This window comes from Microbacterium sp. 10M-3C3 (assembly GCF_003931875.1).
Classification (GTDB): domain Bacteria; phylum Actinomycetota; class Actinomycetes; order Actinomycetales; family Microbacteriaceae; genus Microbacterium.
Genome location: NZ_CP034245.1, coordinates 2624201 through 2644883, shown reverse-complemented (window position 1 = coordinate 2644883; position 20683 = coordinate 2624201). Strand labels below are relative to the sequence as shown.

Below are 20683 nucleotides of genomic sequence, written 5' to 3'. Positions count from 1 at the left end.
GGGTCGCGCCGGGCTAGGGTCGGTTCGTCCATCGTCGACGAGGAGATCCGTGGCCCGCTCCCGGGGTAGCGGTCGCACCGCTCTGCGCGTGGCGAGCGCGCTGCTCGTCGCCGTGGTCGTAGCGCTCGTCGTCATCGTGCCTGCGCGGCTGGACGCCGCCACCACCGCGGTCGCGGCCGGGACGCTCGCCGACGCGCGCGGCGAGAACGCCGTCCTCCGGGTGAGCGTGCGCGTGCGCGATGTCACCGACAGCACGGATGCGACGGTGCGCGGCGTGCTGACCGACACCGTGGGCGAGCGCGGCGCGGGCGTGGCCGCCGACGTCCGCCGCTCGCTGACGACCGCGCCGATCGTCCTCGCCGACGGCATCCGGACCGTGCTCGTCGGCGCCGACGCACTCGACCCGGGCTCCGCACTCGCCGAGGGCGCGTGGCCGGCGCGCGCCGGCGAGGCGGTCGTCGCGGCGGAACTGGCCGCCGCATCCGGCATCCGGGTCGGCGACCGCATCCAGGCGCGCGGCGGCGGCTTCGTGATCGTGGGCACGACGGTGGCCGGGGCCACCGCGCCGCCGTGGCTGCGCGTCCCGCCCCCTGACGGCGGCGAGGATCCCGTCGGCGCCGTCGTGGTCGCCGATGCCGAGCTCGCGCGACTGGCACCCGACGCGTGGTCGCGGTGGAGCGTGGTGCCCGATGCGGCGCAGGCGGCCCCGAGGGCGCTCGCAGCGCTCCCGTCCGCATGGCGGCGCACCGGCCCGGCGCTCGTGGCGGCCGGAGTCGGCGACGCCGAGCTGTCGGGCGCCCTCGTCCCGACGGCGCGCTCGGCCGTCGCGCGCGCTGACGCGCTCGCCGCCACCGCGCCGGTGTCGCTGGGTGTCGCGGGCGCCGTCGGCATCGTCGCCGCTCTCGTCTTCGCGCAGCTGCTGGTCGCCGCCCGGGAGGAGCGCCGCGCACTCCTGTGGGCTCGCGGAGCCGGCGCGCGTCGGCTCACGGCAGACGCGGCGGGCGAGCTCGTCTTCCCCGCGGTCGCCGGAACGGCCGGAGGAGCCGCCGTGGCGGCGGGGGTGCTCGTGCTCACGCGTACGCCGCCCAGCGCGTCCCTGGCGGCGGCGGCCCTCGCGCCGCTCATCCTGATCGCGGTCACCGCGCTCGTCGCGCTGCTCGATGCGCGACGGCGCGAGCACCGCGCGGACCGACCTGGGTGGCGACGCGTCGTCGTGGTGGCGGTGCTCGCGGTCGTGATCGTCCTCGCCGGCATCTCGAGCGCGCAGCTGCTGCAGTACGGATCCCTGGGCGCCGACGGCGGGCGCGCGGGGGTCGACGCCGTCGTCGCCGCGGCGCCTGCGCTCGCCCTCGTCGCGACCGCAGCGACCGCCGCCGCACTGCTCGCGGCGGCAGGCCGCCCGCTCGACCGGGCGGCGGCCGCCGCTGACCGACCCTCGCCCCTTCTCGTCGCGCGGGGGATTTTCGGACGGGGTGCGCTGTCGCTCGTGCCGCTGCTCCTGGCCGCGGTCGCCGTCGCGCACGGCGTGTTCGCCGCCGGGTACGCGGCGACGTGGGATCGCGTCGCCGCTGCGGACGCCGCCGCGCACGGCGGCGCGGAACTGCGCGTGAGCGACGGCACCGGGATCCCCGACGCGACGCTCCCCGAGATCCTCGCCCTTCCCGGCGTCACGGCGACCGCTCCCGCGCGTACCCGCAGCGTCTCGGTGGCATCGGGCTCGGCGACGGTGCTGCAGATCGCCGCGCCGGCGGTCGAGCGGCTCGCCGCCGTCGACGCGGCCGCACGCACTCGGCTGGCGGCGGCCATGGCGCCCGCCGAGCCGCCCGGCACCCCCGCCGACGGCCGCGTCCGCGTCACGGCGACGGGCGAGGGCGCGGCCCGACTCGTGACAGCACGCGTGTGGTTCCTCGATGACTACGGCTGCCTCGCGTCCGTCGACGCGGCCATGGTCGACGGCGCCGCGGCCGCGACGGCGCCGGCCGGCTGCGGGCCCGGTGCCGCGCCCCGCGTCGTCGCCGTCGACCTCGACGCGGGCGCTCCGCTGACCGACGATGCGGCGGTGTTCACCGCGCGTGTCGCCGTCGGGGCGAACGACGTGCCGCTCGCGACGTGGTCGGTCGTCGACCCCGACGCGTTCGGTACCACGGCCGGCACGTCCGACACCATGGCGATCGTCGTCGGCACGCAGCGCGTCCGCATCGTGGCGCCGGTCGCCTCGCCGCTGCCGGCCGTCGCGTCCGGCGGCTTCGCGGCCGCATCCGGCACCCGTCCGGGCGACCTCGTGAGTGTCGCGCTGGGCGACGGTCGCGATACGCCGCTCGTGATCAGCGCGATCGTCGACTCGGTCCCGGGGGCCGACGCGGACGCCGCTGCCCTCGTCGACGGTCGCGCGCTGACGGTGATGTCCCTGGCGTCGGGTCAGGGGCCGCCGCGTCCGTCGTCGCTGTGGGTGGGTGCGGACGACGCGGCGGGCGTGGCGGCGACGCTGCCCGCGCTGCTGCCCACGACCGCGGTCGTCGACGGCGCCGGCGTCGGCTCCGCACGCGCGCTCCTCGCCGGCGCCCCCGCGATCGTCGCGCAGGGGGCGGTCGCCTCGGCCGTGCTCGCGATCATCGGCGTCGCCGGCGTCGTCGTGGCGCGCCGACGTCGTCTCACCGACGAGCGCGCGGCGCTGCGGGTGGCGGGAGCGCCCGCGCGCACCGTCCGTGCCGCGGCCGCCGCCGAGGTCTTCGTCCTCCTCGCGGCCGGGGCCGCCGTGGGGGTGGCCGCCGGTGTGGTCGTCGTGCTGGTCCTCGCGTCCGCCCTCGCCGCGGGCGCGGCGACGAGTGTCCTGTCCGTCCCGGCCGCCGTCGATCCGGCCACGACCGTGCTCATCGCGCTCGCCGCCGCGGTGCTCGCCGCGGCCGCGGCGCTGGCCGCCGCCCGTGGCGCACGCGAGCGGAGGGCGACGTGAGCCTGCTGTCGCCGTGGCGGGCGCGTGCGGCGCAGTCGCGGCGCCACCTCGGCGTGCTGACGCTCTACGCGCTCCTGATCGCGGCGCTGACGGCCGCGGCCGTCGTGCTCCCGCGAGCCGTCGGAGCGGCCGACGAGGCGCGCTTCGCGGGAGTCCTCTCCGACGACCACGCCGCGGCCGCCGAGCTCGCGCTGGGTGTGCAATACCTCGGCGAGCCCGCCGACCTCGCCGCCCAGATGTCCGCCGCGGTCGACGACACCGCGGCCCGCGCCCGCGACCCCTTCCGCGCGGCGATCCGCGAGCGGGGGTGGATCGCCCAGCTCGAGCCGCTCGGGGTCTCCGGGCTGACACCGCCGGGCGACGCCGACGGCATCTCGCTCATCCTGGGCGCGGCCACGCGCATCCCCGTCTCCGGCCCGGTCGACGGCGCACTTCCGGACACGTGGGACGGCGCCGGGACGCTCCCGATCGCCGTGTCGCGGACCGTGGCCGACCGGCTCGCGCTCGGCGTCGGGCAGGTGTTCGAGGCGGGCCCGGTGCCGGTGCGGGTGGCCGCCGTGTTCGACGTGGACGCCGACGCGCCGGGCGTCGACCATCGAGCCACCCTGGACCGCGTGACCTCCGAGAGTCTGCGCGACGGCACGACGCTCCTGACGGTCGGCGCCTGGATTCCGCCCGCTGCGCTCGCCGCCCTCGGCCCGCAGCTGACCGGCGTGCAGGTCACCGGATGGCTCGCGATCGACCCCGCACGCGTGTCGGTGGCGGATCGCGATGCGCTCGCGTCCGCGTTGCGGGCGTCGTCGTCGGCGGGCGCGTACCTGCGCGACGGCCAACCGCTGCAGCTGAGCTCCCGGCTTCCCACGCTCCTGGAGCGTGCCGGGCGCGCCGAGGCGACCGCGCACGCCCTCGTCTGGCTCCTGTCCGCGGGCGCGATCGCCGCGCTGGTGGCCGCCGTCGTCGCCACGGCCTTCGGCGCCGCACGCGCCCGGGAGGGCGATCGTGCGCTGCTGCGGGCGCGCGGGGCGACCACGGGACGGATGCTGCGCGACGGCGCTGTGGATCTCGCGCTGGTCGCCGTGGTCGGCGCCGCGTGCGGTGCCGGGGCGGCCGTCATCGCCGCGCCGGACGGGGAAGCGGCTCCCGTCGCCGCCGCGATCGCGCTGGCTGTGGCCGGCAGCGCGCTGCTGGGCGCCGCCGCGGTGGTCCCCGCCCCGACACGGGCGCGCCCGCTGGCGATCGCCGCGGGTGTCCTCGTCGTCGTGGTGGGCGTCGCGGGTGTGCTGACGCTGGCCGCGCGCGGCTACACCGAGGACGACCTCGACCTCTTCCTCGCCGCCGTCCCCGCGACCGCGACGGGCGCCGCCGCCGTTATGGTCGCCGCAGTCCTGCCGGCGGTCCTGGCGGTGCTCGCGCGGGTCGTCTCGCGCGGCGCGCACACGCGCGCGTGGCTGGGCGCGCGCTGGGCGGCGCGGCGCGGCGCCGGTGTCGCGCCCGTGCTCGCCGTCCTCCTGGCGGTGACGTCGGCGACGAGCGCGCTCCTGATCGGCCAGACGCTCGACGCGGGTCTGGAGTCGGCGGCGCGCAGCGCGGTCGGCGCCGACATCCGCCTCGACGCGGGCGGCGACGTCCCGCCGCCGGGCGTCTTGGCGGGCCTGGACGGCGTGGCCGCCGCCGTGCAGGTCGACACGCTCGTTCCCGCCACCGTCACCGACGGCGGGCGTCTGCGCGCGGTGACGGTGCTGGTGGCCGACACGACCGCGCTGCACGCGGTGCGGCCCGACCTGCCCGTCCTCGAGCGCGGCGCGGCGCTGGCCCCGCCCGATCTCGCGGACGCGCTCGGCGAGACCGGAAGCGCGCGCGGTGTCGAGATCGGCGGGGTGGGCAAAGTGGATATCGTGCGCTCCTCGGCCGACCTCCCGGTCCGGGACGGGCGATGGCTGCTCCTGGATCGCGACACGATCACGTCCGACGCGCTGTCGCTCGCAGCCCGCTGGACGCTCGTGCGGGCGGGCGACACGGCCGTTGCGGCGAGGACGATCGCCCAGCGCATCGGCGCGTCTCCGACGGCGGGCTCGGCGTCCCTGCACACGGTGGCGGCCGCGCGCGCCGAGCGCGACGGAGATCCGACGGTCGCCGTCGTCCGCGCGGTGCTCGTCGCCGGCGTCATCCTTCCCAGCCTGCTGGCCCTGGTCTCGGTCATGGCGGCGGTGGTGTCGTCGAGCCGCGAGCGGCATTCGCTGTGGGGCGTGGCGCGGCTCACCGGTGCCCGCGCGTGGGGGCGCGGGCTCCTGGCGGTCTGGCAGGTCGGTCCGGTCGCGGTCGTCGCCGCATCCGTCGGCGTCGGCCTCGGCGTGGGGCTCGCCGCGGTCATCCACGGTGCCACGGATATCGCCGCGGCGACCGGGGGGCTCCCCGTGGACACCCGTGTGCCCGCGGCGGCGTGGCTCGCGGTGCCGGCGATCGCGATCGTCCTGTCGGCCACCGCACTCGTCGCGGACGCGGTTTCGCGTCCGCCCCGCCTCGCCCTCCTCGTCCGGAACGGAGCACCATGACCACGCCACCGATGATCGACTGCGTCGACCTCGTCCGCATCTACCGCACCGGCGACATCGAGGTCCAGGCGCTGCAGGGCCTCAACCTGACCGTCGCCGCCGGCGAGCTCACCGCGATCGTCGGCGCATCCGGGTCGGGCAAGTCGACCCTGCTCGCTATCCTGTCCGCGCTCGACGTGGCCAGCGCCGGCCGCGCCGTCGTCGCAGGCCACGACCTGCTCGCGATGTCGGCCCGGGAACGGGCCCGCTATCGTCGCGAGACCGCCGGATTCGTGTGGCAGCAGACCGGGCGCAACTTCCTCGCCGACCTCACGATCGGCGACAACATCGATCTCGCCGCGTCGCTCCTCCCCGGGTCGCGCCGGGCCCGGACGCAGCGCGTGCGCGACGTCGTCGGACTGCTGTCGATCACCGAGCTGACCGACCGCCGACCGGGCGACGTCACGGGGTCGGAGCGTCAGCGCGCCGCCATCGCCCTCGCCCTCGTGAACGACCCCCGCGTGCTCTTCGCCGACGAGCCCACGGGCGACCTCGACGAGCGCAGCTCGACGGAGGTGCTCGAGGCCATGGCTCTGGTCAACAGCGAGCGCGGCGTCACCGTGCTGCTGGTCACCCACGACCCCGACGTGCAGCAGTTCGTGCGTCGCACGGTGCAGATCCGGGACGGTCGCACATCCACCGAGGTGTTCCGCACGACCGAGGTCGACGCCGACGGCACGCACCGCCGGATCGCGCAGGAGTACGCGGTGCTCGATCGGGTGGGACGGCTGCAGCTGCCGCGTGCCGAGATCGAGCGCCTCGGCATGCGCGACCGCGTGCGACTGGGGATCGAGGAGCGCCATCTGGAGATCCGCCCCGACGACGAGGGGCTGGAGCGATGAGTGCCGTTCGGCTCCGCGGCGAGCACCTCACGCGCGCCTTCGGCGCGGGCACGGCACGTCGCACCGCGCTCGACGACGTCTCGATCGAGGTCGCGGCGGGCGAGCTCCTCGTGGTCCGCGGGCCGTCGGGGTCGGGCAAGACGACTCTGCTCACGCTGCTCGCCGGCCTCGACCGACCCGACGCGGGCCGCGTGCGGATCGGCGAGCTCGACCTCGCCGCCGCATCCGACGCGGAGGCTGCTCAGCTGCGCACGGGCGTGCTCGGATTCGTGCCGCAGGAGTTCGCCCTGGCGCCGCTGCTGAGCGCGCGCGAGAACGTGGAGCTGCCGCTGCGCTGGGCCGGCGTGCCCGCCCGAGAGCGCGACGCGCGCGTGACGGATGCGCTGGCCGCCGTCGATCTCTCGCCTCACGCCGGACAGCGTCCCGACCGGCTCTCCGGCGGCCAGCAGCAGCGGGTCGCCCTCGCCCGCGCCCTCGTGCACGAGCCGGAGCTCGTGCTCGCGGACGAGCCGACCGCGCAGCTGGACAGTGCGACCGCGACGAGGGTCATGGATCTGCTCGCCGCCCGTGCGGTCGCGGGCGCCGCGGTCGTCGTGGCCACGCACGACCCCGACGTGATCGCACGCGCGACGCGCGTCGTGACCCTCGCGGACGGTCGGGCGAGCTGAACGGCGGAGTTCAGCCGCGGAGGCTCCGCAGCACGAGCGCGGTGCGGATCGCCGCATCCGCCGCCTCGGCGCCCTTGTCCTCCTTGGAGTCGGGCAGGCCGGCGCGATCGAGGCCCTGCTGCTCGTCGTCGAGGGTGAGGACGCCGAAGCCGACGGGCTTGCCGGTGTCGAGCGCCACGCGCGTCAGCCCGTCGGTCGCGGCTGACGAGACGTACTCGAAGTGCGGCGTGCCGCCTCGGATGATCACCCCGAGCGCGACCGCGGCGTCGGCCCCCGCCTCCAGGGCCGCCTTCGCGACCACGGGCAGCTCGAACGAGCCCGGCACGCGCACGAGACGCCAGTCGGCGCCCGCCGACTCGAGCACGCGCTCCGCGCCCGCGATGAGCCCGTCGGTGATCTCGTCGTGCCACGTGCCGGCCACGACGACCACGCGCAGTCCTTCGGCCGACGGGGTCCCCTGGACCTGCGGTGCTCCCTTGACGCTCATCCGTGCGTTCCTTCCTTCATCTGCTGCAGGGCGTCCGCGAGATCCTGCTCGGCGATGAGGTGCCCCATCCGATCGCGCTTGGTCTCGAGGTACTGATGGTTGTTCGGGCCGACGCCCACGAGCAGCGGAACCTGCTCGACCACGTCGAGCCCGAGCGCGCGCAGCTGCGCGACCTTGTCGGCGTTGTTGGTGAGCAGGCGCACGCGCCCGATGCCGAGATCGGCGAGGATGCCCGCAGCCGCCGCGTAGTCGCGCGCGTCGGCGGGCAGGCCCAGCGCCAGGTTCGCATCGACGGTGTCCAGACCCTGTTCCTGCAGGCTGTACGCGCGGAGCTTGTTGATGAGGCCGATGCCGCGCCCCTCGTGCCCGCGCATGTAGATGACGACGCCGCCCTCCTGCTCGATCGCATCGAGCGCCGCGTCCAGCTGCGGGCCGCACTCGCACTTGAGCGAGCCGAACGCCTCGCCGGTGAGGCACTCCGAATGGACGCGGACGAGCGCGGTGTCACCCGTCAGCTCGCCCGACACGACCGCGAGATGGTCGGTGCCGGTGACGCGGTCCTTGTACGCGCGGAAGCGGAAGACCCCGTGCGAGGTGGGCACGGTGGCCTCGGCGCGCAGGCTCACGCGGCGGGTCGGCCGCTCGGCGCGCGGCGCCGCCGCGCGCGGGTCGACCTCGTCGAGGTAGGCGATGAGCTGCTCGATCGTGATGACCGGGATGTCGTTGCGCTCGCCGAGCTCCATGAGTCCCGGCATCCGCATCATGCTCCCGTCCTCCGCGACGACCTCGGCGATCGCCCCGACCGGCGCGAGGCCGGCGAGCTTCATGAGCTCCACGGCGGCCTCGGTGTGGCCGCTGCGCTCTCGTACGCCGCCGTCGACGGCGCGCAGCGGCAGCACGTGGCCCGGGCGGATGAGGCTCGACGGCGTCGCCTCGGGATCGGCGAGCACGGTCAGGGTGTGCGCGCGGTCGGCCGCACTGATCCCGGTCGTGACTCCCTCGGCAGCATCGACGCTCACGGTGTAGGCGGTGCCGCGCGCGTCCTCGTTGACCGCCACCATCGGCGGCAGGTCGAGACGGTCGGCCCATTCGGCGGGCATCGGGGCGCACAGGAACCCGCTCGACCAGCGCACGGTCCACGCGAGCCACTCCGGCGTCGCCAGCTGCGCTGACAGGATGACGTCGCCCTCGTTCTCGCGGTCCTCGTCGTCGGCGACGAGCACGGGGCGGCCGCGGCGCAGCGACTCCAGCGCCTGGGGGATGGTGGAAAGGCTCATCGCGAGCCTCCTTCGTCATCGGATGCGGGGGAGGAGCCGCCGAACGCGAGCAGACGCTGCACGTGGCGGGCGAGGATGTCGGTCTCGAGGTTCACCGGTTCGCCGGGCGAGAGCGAGCCGAGGGTCGTCGCAGCGAGCGTCTCGGGGATGAGCGAGACCTCGAACCACGGCGCCGGCTCGGCGGCGGGGCTGACCGCGCTGACGGTGAGGGAGACGCCGTCGACGGCGATCGATCCCTTGTCGACGACGAGCGGCGCGAGCGCCGGGGGCAGTGCCACGCGCACCACCTGCCAGCGGTCGCCGGGGCGCACCTCGACGACCGTGCCGGTGCCGTCGATGTGACCCTGCACGATGTGGCCGCCCAGGCGCCCGTGCGCGGCGGTCGCACGCTCGAGGTTGACCGGCCGGCCCGCCGCCGCCTCCGCGAGGGTCGACATGTCGAGCGTCTGCTTCATGACATCGGCGGTGAACCAGTCCGGCCCCTGGTCGACGACCGTGAGGCACACACCGCTCACCGCGATGGAGTCGCCGTGCCCGGCGTCGGTGACGACGAGCGGCGCGTGCACCGTCAGTCGCACGCCGTCGCCCGAGTCGGCGACCTCCGTGAGCGTGCCGATCTCCTCGACGATTCCGGTGAACATCAGGGGGTTCCTTCCGCGGGACGGGCGACGATCAGCAGGTCGTCGCCGAGCGTGTCGAGCGCGGCGATCCGCAGCCGTCGCGCGTGATCGATGGAGGCGACGCCGATGTCGCCGAGGGCGAGGCGCGGGCCGCCGAGCAGGGCGGGGGCGATGTAGACCAGGAGCTCGTCGGCGAGCCCCGCCGCGACGAACGCGCTCGCAAGCGTCGGACCGCCCTCGACGAACACCCGCTGCACGCCCCGGCGGCGGAGGTCGTCGAGCACGGCGGTGAGCTCGTGCGTGTCGTACGTGAGGAGCTCGCGCGGGTGGCGGCGGACCGCCGCATCCGCCGGCACCGCGGTCGCGCCGATCACGACGGGGATCGGCTGCGCGTCGAAGAGCGCGCCGTCGTCGCGGCGCGCGGTCAGCGCGGGGTCGTCGGCGAGCACCGTGCCGGTGCCCGCGATGATCGCGTCGGCGCCCGCGCGGCGGCGGTGCACGTCGGCGCGGGCGGCGGGCCCGGTGATCCACTGACTGGTGCCGTCGGCGGCGGCCGCGCGCCCGTCGAGGGTCTGCGCCCACTTGACGGTGACGTGGGGGCGACCCAGGCGCTGCACCGTCAGCCAGTCGGCGAGGAGGTCGCGCGCCTCGTCGGCGAGCACGCCGCCCTCGACCGACACGCCGCCGTCGCGCAGACGCTCGGCGCCGCCGCCCGCGAGCGGCGTGGGGTCGTCCAGGGCGAAGACGACGCGCCCGACGCCGGCCTCCAGGAGCGCCACGGCGCACGGCCCTGTGCGCCCGGTGTGATTGCAGGGCTCGAGCGTCACGACCGCGGTCGCGCCGCGGGCGGCGCCCGGGGCGAGCTTCGACAGCGCATCCACCTCGGCGTGCGGTGTGCCGGCACCGCGGTGCCAGCCCTCGGCGAGCACCGTGCCGTCGGGGGCGAGGATGAGCGCGCCGACCTGCGGGTTCACTCCGCGCGGGCCCCGGCGCGCGAGCTGCAGGGCGTCGCGCATCGCGTCGCGTTCCGCGTCCTGGGCCATGCGTTCCTCCGGTCAGATCCGGGGTCGCGGCCACGCAGGACGGCACAGCGGTCGTCCGTGCTGCCTCCCATCCGGACTCGCGACGGCGGACCGTCGCATCACCGTCGGTCCCGGAGTTCCACCGGGTCGACCCGTCTCCACCGAAGCGGAGGGGGCTCGCGGACTGTCACCGCCGGTTCGGATTCTCACCGACCCCGGAGCACGTTGATGTTCTCGATACTAACGAACGCTCCCGACGCCGATTCATTCCCGGCGTCGCACGCCGTCACTTGAGCAGGCGGGACAGACGACGGTCGGCGAGGATCTTGCCGCCCGTCTGGCACGTCGGGCAGTATTCGAGCGAGTTGTCGGCGAAGAAGACGCTGCGCACCTCCTCGCCGCACACCGGGCAGGCCTCGCCGCGGCGGCCGTGCACCCTCATCCCGCGCCGCTTCGCGTCCTTGAGGTCGGCGGGGGGCTTGCCGGATGCGGCGGCCAGCGCTTCGGCGAGCGTCGCGGTCATCGCGTCGTACAGCCGGTCGATCTCGGCGTCGTCGAGGCTCGAGGCGAGCGCGTACGGCGACATCTTCGCGGCGTGGAGGATCTCGTCGGAGTACGCGTTGCCGACGCCCGCGAGGATCGACTGGTCGCGCAGGACGCCTTTGATCTGGGTGCGGCGGCCGCTCAGCAGTCCCGCGAGCGTGTCGCGGGAGAAGTCCGGGTCGAGCGGATCGGGTCCGAGCCGCGCGATCCCCGGCACTTCGTCGGGTGCACGCACGACGTACACCGCGAGCGACTTCTTCGTGCCCGCCTCGGTGAGGTCGAAGCCCGAGCCGTCGGAGAAGCCCACGCGCAGTGCGATCGGCGTCTTCCCCGGACGCAGGACCGTGGACGGCAGCGCGTCGTACCACCGCAGCCAGCCCGCCTTGGCGAGATGGAACACCAGGTGGGTGCCCGCATCCGTCGACACGTCGAGGAACTTGCCGTGGCGGTCGACCGCCGTGACGGTCGTGCCCTGCAGCGCCGTGACCGGCGGGTCGTACGTCTTCAGCGCGGCGATCGCGGCGACCGTCGCGCGCGTGATCTGCAGCCCGACGACGCGGCCGCGGAGGAAGTCGACGAGCCCCTGCACCTCGGGCATCTCGGGCATGCCGTCATCCTGCCACGGATCCCGGACTCAGGCTCCGGGCACCGGCCAGTGCTGCGGCGTGCGCTCGTCGGTGGCCAGGAGGCCCGCGATCCAGCCGTCGTCGCGACCGAGGGAGTTCGCCAGGGCCTGGCGCAGCATCCCCTCGTACCGGAAGCCGAGCGCCTGCGCGACGCGCGCCGAAGCGCGGTTGCCGACGACCGCGCGCCACTCGATGCGTGCGGCGTGCACGCCGTCCGGCGCGAAACCCCAGTCGATGACGGCGCGGGCGGCCTCCGTGAGCAGCCCCCGCCGGCGCGACCCGCGGGCCATCCAGTAGCCGAGCTCCGGCGAGCCGCCGATGAGGCGGTGCAGGCCGATCATGCCCGCGAGCGTGTCGCCGTCGCGGATCGCCCACGTCGCCTCGACGTCGTCGGCCCACCGCTGCCGCGCCTGCGCGACGAACCCCTCGGCGTGCTCGCGGAGATACGGTGACGGCACGGTCGTGAAGCGCTGGATGTCGGCGTCCTGGCACGCGACGAAGATCGCCGGCACGTCGGCCGCGGTCGGAACGGACAGCACGGTCCGGGCCGTGCGCAGCTCGATCGGCTCCATCCGCCCACCCTAGAGCGCCCGCCGTCCCCGTTCAGGCGGCACGTGCCGCCGCCACCTCGACACGAACTCAGGCTGGCGGCGGTCGAGGAGCGACCGGCCCCGCCGAATGTCGGGCGTGGGCGCCGTCGGTGCGGATCGCGTGCCTGAATACGTGCAGGGAAGCTGCTCCTCCCCAGGGTCGGGGATACAACCAGTTGCCCCCACCCGCGCGCCTGCCGCGCTTCGATGTGAGCCCGCGAGCGGATCGTCTTCGCATGACGTCCTTCGAGTTCCGCCACCGTTCACAGTTGCGCGGTCAGGGGATGAGCAACACCGCTATCGCGTCGGCCGTCGCAACCGGCGCAATCATTCGCGCAAGACGCGATCACTACGTGGTCGGCGGTGCACCCGAGTCCATCGTCCGTGCGGTACGCGTAGGCGGCAGGCTGGCGTGCACGTCGCTCCTCGCGTTGCTCGGGGTGTTCGTGCTGCACCGCCAACCCCTTCATGTGCACCTTCCCCATAACGCGAGCCGGATGCGCGCGCCGCACGACCGTTTTCGACGACTCGGCCCGCGGGCGAGCAGGGATGTTCGCCTCCATTGGCATCCTCTGACGGACGCCCCGGGCCAGAGCGCAACCGTGTCCGTCCTCGACGCGCTCGCACAGTCGGTGCTGTGCCAGCCGCCCCGCGCCGCCATCGCGACTCTTGACAGCGCAATGCACCTCGGAGTCATCGTCGAGGCGGATCTTGCGGAGATCTTCCGACGTCTACCGCCGCGTTTCGCGACCTTGCGCCGACTGGTCGATGGACGCGCGGAAGCCGGTTCCGAGACGATCGTGCGGCTCCTGCTGCGGGCGGTCTCGGACGACGTGCGCATCCAAGTGCAGATCGTCGGGGTCGGACGCGTCGACCTGCTGATCGACGGCTGGCTCGTTGTCGAGTGCGACAGCCGGGAGTTCCATGGCGGCTGGGAGGAGCAGGAGCGGGACCGCCGCCGCGACCTGCTGCTCGCGGCGGCCGGGTATACGACGATCCGACCGACGGCGCGGATGGTCTTCGATGAACCACACCTCGTTCTCGAGGCTGTCCGAGGGCTTCTCGCGGCCCGCGCTGCCGGCTGACTTCGATGCCTCGGGGCACACGAACTCAGGCTCCGCCTCCCCCTGAGCCGGCGACGGAGCTGTCGTTGCGCCGCAGCTGCAGCTCGCGGGCCCGTGCCTGCCTGAGTTGGCGCGGCGCCCCGCCTCTCCCCGAACCCGCATCTTCCTGACCGCCCGTCCGCGACCCGCGCCCACGACGGCTTGCACGTATTCAGGCTGAGCGAGGGCGCCGGAGTGTCCAATCCCCGCAATCTCGGGCGCGCGGTCGGCGACGGCGCCCGCGCAGCCTGAGTTCGTGCGCCTGCCGGCGAGCGTGAGTCCGGCGGGGGTCAGCTGCGGCGGAGGAGGCCGACGCGGTCGTACACGTCGGAGAGAGTGCGCTCGGCGACGGATGCGGCGCGGTCGGCGTTGACGCCCAGCACGCGGTCGAGCTCGGCGGGGTCGTCGAGCATCGCGAGGGCGCGCTCGCGCACGGGCCCGAACTCGTTCACGACGACCTCGGCGAGCCCCTTCTTGAAGTCCCCGTAGCCGCGGCCGGCGTACTCGTCCTCGATCGCGGGGATCTGCTTCCCGGTCAGCGCGGCGTAGATCACGAGCAGGTTCGACACGCCCGGCTTCGCCTCGCGGTCGAAGCGCACGCTGCCCTCGCTGTCGGTGACGGCGCGCATGATCTTCTTCGCGGTCACGCTCGGCTCGTCCAGCAGCCACAGGGTGCCCGCATCCGACTCGGCCGACTTCGACATCTTCGCCGTCGGGTTCTGCAGGTCGTAGATGCGGGCCGTGTCGCGCTGGATGACCGGCGTCGGCACGACGAACGTCTCGCCGTAGCGGGCGTTGAAGCGCTCGGCGAGGTCACGCGTGAGCTCGATGTGCTGCTTCTGGTCGTCGCCGACGGGCACGACGTCGGTCTGGTAGAGCAGGATGTCGGCGGCCATGAGCACGGGGTACGTGAACAGACCCACGTTCGTCGCGTCGGTGCCGTACCGGGCGGACTTGTCCTTGAACTGGGTCATGCGCCCGGCCTCGCCGAAGCCCGTGAGCGTCGACAGCACCCACGCGAGCTCGGCGTGCGCCGGCACGTGCGACTGGACATAGAGAGTGGAGCGCGACGGCTCGATGCCCGCCGCGATGTACTGCGCGGCCGTCCGCCGCGTCTTCTCCCGCAGCTCCGACGGGTCGTTCGGCTGGGTCAGCGCGTGCAGGTCGACGACGGAGAAGAACGCGTCGTACGACTCCTGCAGGTCCCGCCACTGCATGAGCGCCCCGATGTAGTTGCCGATCTGGAGGGAGTCGGCCGAGGGCTGCATGCCGGAGTAGAGGCGGGGCTTGGTCACCGTCCGATTCTACGGGCGCCGGATGCGGCCGCCGCCGCCGCCCGCCCCGCAGGCGCGACCGCCCCGGCCCCCGTCACCGCCCGAGCGCGTAGTCGACGATGACGGGTGCGTGGTCGCTCCAGCGTGTGTCCCACGAGGGGGCGCGGTCGACGCGGTAGCCCGACGCGCGCGCGGCCAGCGCGGGCGTGGCGAGGTGGTAGTCGATGCGCCACCCGCTGTCATTGTCGAACGCGCGGCCCATCATCGACCACCACGTGTACGGACCGTCGACCTCGCCGGCGGCCCGGCGGCCGATGTCCACCCAGCCCAGGCCCGGCCCGACCGAGCCGTCCACGCCGGTCACCTCGGCGCCCGCGTCGCCGAGGAAGCGGTCGAAGTACGCGCGCTCGCGCGGCAGGAAGCCGGCCTTCTTGCGATTGCCCTTCCAGTTGCGGATGTCCAGCTCGCGGTGCCCGACGTTGAGGTCGCCCATGACGAGGGCGAGCGGGTGCTCCGCCGCGAGCTCGGGGAGGCGCCGCTCCATCGCGTCGAGGAAGGCCCACTTGGCGTCCTGCCTTGGCGTCTCGGCCTCGCCCGTGGGCACGTAGGCGCTGACGACCGCGACGCTCTCGCCGTCGATGTCGAAGTCGGCCTCGATCCACCGGCCCGCGGAGTCCAGCGGCTCGGGCCCCAGCACCGTGCGCAGGCCGACGCTCGGGAGGCGGCTCGCCACGGCGACGCCGGCGCGGCCCTTCGCGAGCGCCTCGTCGTGCACGATCTCCCACCCCGGGAGAGCGGCACGCAGCTCGTCGCCGGTCGCGCGCACCTCCTGGATGGCGACGATGTCGGCGTCGGCCTGGTCGAGCCACGCGCTCATGCCCTTGCGGACGGCGGCGCGGATGCCGTTGACGTTGATGGAGACGATGCGGACGCGGCGAGGCACCCCGAGAGCCTAACCGCCGCCGCCGACACCGAGCGCGCGCGGCGGGGCAGCGCCCGCAGGCGCCCGCTCAGTCGAAGCGGTGCGCGTGCCGTGCTGCGGATGCGGCGGCCTCCCGCGCGGCGGTCTGCGCCGTGCGCGCGGCCTCCTCCGCGGCGCGCACGCGCCGGCGGGCAGACCATCGGCGCCACCACGGCGCGTGCGCGGCGGCCGCGCGCGCCTCGCGCAGTTCGACGCGGGCGGCGAGGGCCACGGCAGACAGCTCCGTCGCCCGCTGCTCGGCCGCCGAGACGAGCTCCACGTCGCGATCGCCCGCGGCGACCGCGATCCACGCGGCCGACACGAGGATGACGATGCCGTTCAGGCGGAACCACAGCAGGAAACCGATGAAGATCGCGAAGGTCGCCAGCAGCGGGTTCGTCGGGGTGTAGACGAAGAGGAAGCCCGCCGCCACCTGCAGCACGACCATCGCGGCGGCACCGAGCAGCGCGCCCGGCCAGATGCGCCGCCACCGCAGCGATGTGCCGGTGAGGAAGCGCACCAGACCCGCGAGCGCGAGGGTGTTGATGCCGAACGCCACGACCGGCGAGCTCAGCCGCGCGACGAGGTCGGTCCACACCGAGTGGCGCTCGATCCCGACGGCGGTCAGGACGAGGTCGACCGCGCCGGTCGTGATGGTGCCGAGGGTCGCGCCCACGAGCAGCGCGACGCCGAACAGCACGGCGGCCAGCAGGTCGCGCGCCTTGAGCATGAGGTAGTTCCGGCGGTCGAAGGGCAGCCCGAAGGTGTCCCGCACGGCGCGGCGCGTGTAGGTGACGAATCCCGTCGCCGTCCACACGACGACCGCGGCCGCGACGAGGCCCGTCACGGTGAGGAGGCGCCCGGCATCCGACGCGACCGCCTCGACCTGCTCGGGCTTGACGAGCCCGGTGTCGCTGATGAGCTCGGGGATGTACCGGTTGACGGTGGCGATGAGCGCCCGGATGGCCGCGGGGCTGCCGCCGAGCCAGACTCCGACGGCCGCGAAGGCGAGGTAGAGGGCGCCGAGGATCGCGAACAGCGCCTGATACGAGATGCCCGCGGCCAGGAGGAAGCCGTTGTGCTGCAGGAAGTGCCGCCACACCCGGATCGGGAAGGACGCGAGGGTGCGGCGGGTGAGGAGCGTGGCCCGCTCGAGCGGCTCGTCGAAGCGCCGGCGCAGCGCGCTCTCACGGCCGGGCAGCGGCGCGGGGTCGTGCGCGCTGTCGGGGTCGGTCACCGCTCCAGACTAGCCAGCGGGATTCTCGACCCGATCGCCGGGCGCGAGCCGCACGGCGCGGGCCGGGAACGCCCGGACCAGCAGCAGCACGGCGGCGACCGCGACGGCGGGGATGAGGAAGGCGGGCGCCAGTCCGGGCCCGTCCGCGAGCAGCCCGACCGCGACGGCCCCGACGACGGCGCCGACGTAGTTGAAGACGTTCACGCGCGCGATGATCTCGTCGCTGCGCGCCGTGTCGAGCTCTCCGGCGCTGCCGAACGCGGCGGGCACGAGCGCGCCGGTGGCCGCGCCCGCCAGCGCGAAGCCCGCGATCGCAGCGGCGGCGACGGGCAGTGCCGCGACCGCGGCGCAGCCGACCGCCGCGATGACCACGGCGCCGGCGACCAGGCGGCGCGCGCCCACCCGCCGCAGGAGGCGGTCGGTCGCGAGACGTGTGGCGAGGACTGCCACCTGATAGGCGCCGTACCCGAGGGGGGCGACCCACGCGACCACGCCGAGGTCGTCCTGCAGGTACACCGTGCTCCACGTGCTGACGGCGGAGTCGAGCACGAAGACGGCGAGGATCACGGCGCCGAAGATCCAGATGCCGCGACGGGGGAGCGGCCCGCGAGAAGCGTGCGACTGGCCGGCCGCCGGAGCATCCTCCGGTGCGAACCGGCGCGTGCCCGACACGGCCACGGCGGCGGCCCACAGGCCGGCCGCGAGCAGCGCGATCGCCGCGCCGAGCGCCGGCACTCGCGCCGCGAGGGCGGATGCGGCGGCCACGAGCAGCGCGCCGAGGATCGCCGCACCGGTGTAGCCGGCGAAGAACCCGCCCAGCAGCGGCGAGCCGTGCGCGCGCTGGAGCAGCACGCCCTGCATCGCGGAGGAGGCGTCGACGGCCCCGAGCCCGAGGCCGTACAGGGCGAACGCGCCGAGGAACACCGGCGCGGGGGAGGGCAGCGCGATGAGGGGCAGGGCGAGCGCCTGCAGGGCGAGGCCCGAGACGAGCGCGCCGCGGCTGCCGGCGCGACGGGCGATCGCGTCGGCGAGGAACGACCCGCCCGCGGCGAACACGCACACGCCCAGCACGATGAGCGACACGGTCGTGTCATCGACACCCTGCCGCTCCTTGAGCGCGGGCAGCGACGTCACGACGACGGCGTACCCGAGCCCCTGCGCCGTGTACGCCCCCAGAACAGCCGCGCGCCCCCGGCGCAGCATCCGCCCCTCCACGGGACGAGGCTAGCGCCGGGGGCGCGTCGAGCGGGAGAGGCCGATATCGACCGGCCGGGAGTCAGCGGCCCCGCAGCACCGCCTGCTTGACCTCGGCGATGGCCTTGGTGACCTCGATGCCGCGCGGGCACGCTTCGGTGCAGTTGAAGGTCGTGCGGCAGCGCCACACGCCCTCCTTGTCGTTGAGGATGTCGAGGCGCACGTCGGCGTTGTCGTCGCGCGAGTCGAAGATGAACCGGTGCGCGTTGACGATCGCGGCGGGACCGAAGTACTGGCCGTCCGTCCAGAACACCGGGCACGACGACGTGCACGCCGCGCACAGGATGCACTTGGTGGTGTCGTCGAAGATCTCGCGGTCGACGATCGACTGGATGCGCTCCTTGCCCGGCTCGGGCGCGGAGTTGGCGACCAGGAACGGCTGCACTTCGCGGTAGGACGCGAAGAAGGGCTCCATGTCGACGATGAGGTCCTTCTCCAGCGGCAGGCCCTTGATGGCCTCGACGTAGATCGGCTGCGAGATGTCGAGGTCCTTGATGAGCGTCTTGCACGCGAGGCGGTTGCGCCCGTTGATGCGCATGGCGTCGGAGCCGCAGATGCCGTGCGCGCACGAGCGGCGGAACGACAGCGAGCCGTCGACCTCCCACTTGATCTTGTGCAGCGCGTCGAGCACGCGGTCGGTCGAGTACATCTCGACGTCGTAGTCGACCCAGCGCGGCTCGTCATCGACCTCGGGGTCGAAGCGGCGGATGTTGAAGGTCACCAGGTACGACTGGATGCCGGTGTCCGCGGGCGACTGCTCGACGTCCTGCGGGGCCTCGGTGGTCGTCTCGAGCGCGGTGGCCATCAGTACTTCCTCTCCAGCGGCGGGTAGCGCAATTCGCCTTCTTCGTTCGTGGTGAACACCACGGGCTTCCAGCCGAGCTCGATGTGGTCGGCCGGATGCGACGAGTGGGGGTCGCCCGTGAGGTAGGCCATGGTGTGCTTCATGTAGTTCTCGTCGTCGCGCGTGGGGAAGTCGTCGCGCATGTGACCGCCGCGGCTCTCCTCCCGGTTCTGCGCGGAGTAGACGACGACCTCGGCGAGGTCGAGCAGGAAGCCCAGCTCGACGGCCTCCAGGAGGTCGGTGTTGAAGCGCTTGCCCTTGTCGTCGACGTGCACGTTCTTGTAGCGCTCGCGCAGGTCGGCGATCACGTCCATGACGTGGGCGAGGGAGTCGTGCGTGCGGAACACCTGCGCGCCCTTGTCCATCTCGTCCTGCAGCGTCTTGCGAAGCACCGCGATGCGCTCGGTGCCGCTGTTGGCGCGCAGGCCCTCGATCATCTCGCGGACCTCCTTGGCGGGGTCCTCGGGCAGCGGCACGAAGTCGGCGGTCTTGACGTACTCGACCGCGTTGCGGCCGGCGCGCTTGCCGAAGACGTTGATGTCCAGGAGCGAGTTGGTGCCCAGGCGGTTGGAGCCGTGCACCGACACGCACGCGCACTCGCCGGCGGCGTACAGGCCGGGCACGACGGTGTCGTTGTCGGAGAGCACCTCGGCCTTGATGTTGGTCGGGATGCCGCCCATCGCGTAGTGCGCGGTCGGCATGACCGGCACCGGCTCGACGACCGGGTCGACGCCCAGGTACGTGCGGGCGAACTCGGTGATGTCGGGGAGCTTGGTCTCGAGCACCTCGGCGCCCAGGTGCGTGCAGTCCAGCAGCACGTAGTCGCGGTGGGGGCCGGCGCCGCGTCCCTCCGCGACCTCCTGCACCATGCAGCGCGCGACGATGTCGCGCGGCGCGAGGTCTTTGATCGTGGGGGCGTAGCGCTCCATGAAGCGCTCGCCGCTGGCGTTGCGCAGGATCGCGCCCTCACCGCGCGCGCCCTCGGTCAGGAGGATGCCGAGCCCGGCGAGGCCGGTCGGGTGGAACTGGAAGAACTCCATGTCCTCGAGCGGCAGGCCCTTGCGCCACACGATTCCCACGCCGTCGCCGGTGAGCGTGTGCGCGTTGGAGGTGGTCTTGAAGATCTTCCCGAAGCCGCCCGTGGCGAAGATGACCGCCTTGGACTGGAAGACGTGCAGGTCGCCCGTGGCCAGCTCGTACGCGACGACGCCCGCGACCTGGGTCTTGCCCGCCGCATCCTTCACCGTGATGAGGTCGAGCACGTAGAACTCGTTGAAGAAGTTGATGCCGAGCTTGACGCAGTTCTGGAACAGCGTCTGCAGGATCATGTGGCCGGTGCGGTCGGCGGCGTAGCACGCGCGGCGCACGGGGGTCTTGCCGTGGTCGGCGGTGTGACCGCCGAAGCGGCGCTGGTCGATCTTGCCCTCGGGCGTGCGGTTGAAGGGCAGGCCCATGTTCTCGAGGTCGATGACCGCGTCGATGGCCTCCTTCGCGAGGATCTCCGCCGCGTCCTGGTCGACGAGGTAGTCGCCGCCCTTGATCGTGTCGAAGGTGTGCCACTCCCACGAGTCCTCTTCGACGTTCGCGAGCGCTGCCGCCATGCCGCCCTGCGCCGCCCCCGTGTGCGAGCGCGTCGGGTAGAGCTTCGAGATGACCGCGGTCTTGGCGCCGGGCCCCGCCTCGATCGCGGCCCGCATGCCGGCGCCGCCGGCGCCCACGATCACGACGTCGAACTGGTGGTAGTGCACGCCGTCCTTGACGACGTGGTCCGCAGTGGTCTGAGTGCGCACA

The 20683-nt window shown here is 74.1% G+C and carries 17 protein-coding genes; 5 read left to right on the top strand and 12 right to left on the bottom strand.

Annotated features, from left to right (window positions below):
- Positions 1-49 precede the first annotated feature (49 nt).
- Genes EI169_RS12800 through EI169_RS12785 form a run of 4 tightly spaced genes read left to right on the top strand, consistent with a single transcriptional unit; the run spans position 50 to position 7054 of the window.
- A complete protein-coding gene (locus EI169_RS12800; protein ID WP_125132680.1) occupies positions 50-2953 on the top strand; it encodes an FtsX-like permease family protein in 2904 nt (967 codons plus the stop codon).
- Entirely contained in the window at positions 2950-5505 is a 2556-nt protein-coding gene (locus tag EI169_RS12795; RefSeq protein WP_125132679.1) for an FtsX-like permease family protein, read from the top strand. Before EI169_RS12800 ends, EI169_RS12795 begins: the two co-directional genes overlap by 4 nt.
- Positions 5502-6386: an ATP-binding cassette domain-containing protein gene (locus EI169_RS12790; protein ID WP_125132678.1), complete on the top strand. Its 885-nt coding sequence runs from the start codon at positions 5502-5504 to the stop codon at positions 6384-6386. The genes EI169_RS12795 and EI169_RS12790 overlap by 4 nt, the downstream gene beginning before the upstream one ends.
- Positions 6383-7054, top strand: a complete 672-nt coding sequence (locus EI169_RS12785) for an ATP-binding cassette domain-containing protein (protein ID WP_125132677.1) — start codon at positions 6383-6385, stop codon at positions 7052-7054. The genes EI169_RS12790 and EI169_RS12785 overlap by 4 nt, the downstream gene beginning before the upstream one ends.
- A gap of 10 nt (positions 7055-7064) precedes the next feature.
- On the opposite strand, the gene ribH is transcribed toward EI169_RS12785, so the two are convergent.
- The 6 genes from ribH to EI169_RS12755 form a co-directional block, all read right to left on the bottom strand.
- A complete protein-coding gene (gene ribH, locus EI169_RS12780) occupies positions 7065-7541 on the bottom strand; it encodes a 6,7-dimethyl-8-ribityllumazine synthase (RefSeq protein ID WP_125132676.1) in 477 nt (158 codons plus the stop codon).
- Positions 7538-8818 carry a GTP cyclohydrolase II gene (gene ribA / locus EI169_RS12775; RefSeq protein WP_125132675.1) on the bottom strand — a complete coding sequence of 427 codons (1281 nt, stop codon included), beginning with the start codon at positions 8816-8818 and terminating at the stop codon, positions 7538-7540. Before ribA ends, ribH begins: the two co-directional genes overlap by 4 nt.
- The gene (locus EI169_RS12770; RefSeq protein ID WP_125132674.1) at positions 8815-9459 is read right to left on the bottom strand and encodes a riboflavin synthase; all 645 of its coding nucleotides are present in this window, start codon (positions 9457-9459) and stop codon (positions 8815-8817) included. The genes ribA and EI169_RS12770 overlap by 4 nt, the downstream gene beginning before the upstream one ends.
- The gene (gene ribD / locus EI169_RS12765) at positions 9459-10481 is read right to left on the bottom strand and encodes a bifunctional diaminohydroxyphosphoribosylaminopyrimidine deaminase/5-amino-6-(5-phosphoribosylamino)uracil reductase RibD (protein WP_125132673.1); all 1023 of its coding nucleotides are present in this window, start codon (positions 10479-10481) and stop codon (positions 9459-9461) included. The genes EI169_RS12770 and ribD overlap by 1 nt, the downstream gene beginning before the upstream one ends.
- 265 nt (positions 10482-10746) lie before the next feature.
- The gene (locus EI169_RS12760) at positions 10747-11610 is read right to left on the bottom strand and encodes a DNA-formamidopyrimidine glycosylase family protein (RefSeq protein WP_125132672.1); all 864 of its coding nucleotides are present in this window, start codon (positions 11608-11610) and stop codon (positions 10747-10749) included.
- Between the two features lie 27 nt (positions 11611-11637).
- Complete coding sequence (locus tag EI169_RS12755) at positions 11638-12201, bottom strand: GNAT family N-acetyltransferase (protein ID WP_125132671.1); 564 nt, start codon at positions 12199-12201, stop codon at positions 11638-11640.
- A gap of 254 nt (positions 12202-12455) precedes the next feature.
- Here EI169_RS12755 and EI169_RS12750 point away from each other — a divergent pair, with 254 nt between their 5' ends.
- Positions 12456-13304 carry a hypothetical protein gene (locus tag EI169_RS12750; RefSeq protein WP_240640447.1) on the top strand — a complete coding sequence of 283 codons (849 nt, stop codon included), beginning with the start codon at positions 12456-12458 and terminating at the stop codon, positions 13302-13304.
- Between the two features lie 308 nt (positions 13305-13612).
- On the opposite strand, the gene trpS is transcribed toward EI169_RS12750, so the two are convergent.
- From trpS to sdhA, 6 genes are all read right to left on the bottom strand, one after another.
- Positions 13613-14617: a tryptophan--tRNA ligase gene (gene trpS / locus EI169_RS12745; protein WP_125132670.1), complete on the bottom strand. Its 1005-nt coding sequence runs from the start codon at positions 14615-14617 to the stop codon at positions 13613-13615.
- A 73-nt stretch (positions 14618-14690) separates the two neighbouring features.
- Entirely contained in the window at positions 14691-15539 is an 849-nt protein-coding gene (locus tag EI169_RS12740; RefSeq protein WP_125132669.1) for an exodeoxyribonuclease III, read from the bottom strand.
- Positions 15540-15606: 67 nt separating this feature from the next.
- Positions 15607-16794 (bottom strand): YihY/virulence factor BrkB family protein, encoded by a 1188-nt coding sequence (locus EI169_RS12735; RefSeq protein ID WP_125132668.1) that lies wholly within the window; start codon positions 16792-16794, stop codon positions 15607-15609.
- Positions 16795-16803: 9 nt separating this feature from the next.
- Positions 16804-18009 carry an MFS transporter gene (locus EI169_RS12730; RefSeq protein WP_240640445.1) on the bottom strand — a complete coding sequence of 402 codons (1206 nt, stop codon included), beginning with the start codon at positions 18007-18009 and terminating at the stop codon, positions 16804-16806.
- Between the two features lie 61 nt (positions 18010-18070).
- Positions 18071-18853 (bottom strand): succinate dehydrogenase iron-sulfur subunit, encoded by a 783-nt coding sequence (locus EI169_RS12725; RefSeq protein ID WP_205783802.1) that lies wholly within the window; start codon positions 18851-18853, stop codon positions 18071-18073.
- Positions 18853-20682, bottom strand: coding sequence for a succinate dehydrogenase flavoprotein subunit (sdhA, locus tag EI169_RS12720; protein WP_125132667.1), 1830 nt, complete (start codon positions 20680-20682; stop codon positions 18853-18855). Before sdhA ends, EI169_RS12725 begins: the two co-directional genes overlap by 1 nt.
- Position 20683 lies beyond the last annotated feature (1 nt).

Excerpts from the sequence above, each read along its gene's own strand:
- EI169_RS12755 (WP_125132671.1), bottom strand. The coding sequence starts at position 12,201 with ATGGAGCCGATCGAGCTGCGCACGGCCCGGACCGTGCTGTCCGTTCCG.
- EI169_RS12760 (WP_125132672.1), bottom strand. The coding sequence starts at position 11,610 with ATGCCCGAGATGCCCGAGGTGCAGGGGCTCGTCGACTTCCTCCGCGGC.
- ribA (WP_125132675.1), bottom strand. The coding sequence starts at position 8,818 with ATGAGCCTTTCCACCATCCCCCAGGCGCTGGAGTCGCTGCGCCGCGGC.
- ribD (WP_125132673.1), bottom strand. The coding sequence starts at position 10,481 with ATGGCCCAGGACGCGGAACGCGACGCGATGCGCGACGCCCTGCAGCTC.
- EI169_RS12725 (WP_205783802.1), bottom strand. The coding sequence starts at position 18,853 with ATGGCCACCGCGCTCGAGACGACCACCGAGGCCCCGCAGGACGTCGAG.
- EI169_RS12770 (WP_125132674.1), bottom strand. The coding sequence starts at position 9,459 with ATGTTCACCGGAATCGTCGAGGAGATCGGCACGCTCACGGAGGTCGCC.
- EI169_RS12785 (WP_125132677.1), top strand. The coding sequence starts at position 6,383 with ATGAGTGCCGTTCGGCTCCGCGGCGAGCACCTCACGCGCGCCTTCGGC.
- EI169_RS12790 (WP_125132678.1), top strand. The coding sequence starts at position 5,502 with ATGACCACGCCACCGATGATCGACTGCGTCGACCTCGTCCGCATCTAC.
- ribH (WP_125132676.1), bottom strand. The coding sequence starts at position 7,541 with ATGAGCGTCAAGGGAGCACCGCAGGTCCAGGGGACCCCGTCGGCCGAA.
- EI169_RS12750 (WP_240640447.1), top strand. The coding sequence starts at position 12,456 with ATGACGTCCTTCGAGTTCCGCCACCGTTCACAGTTGCGCGGTCAGGGG.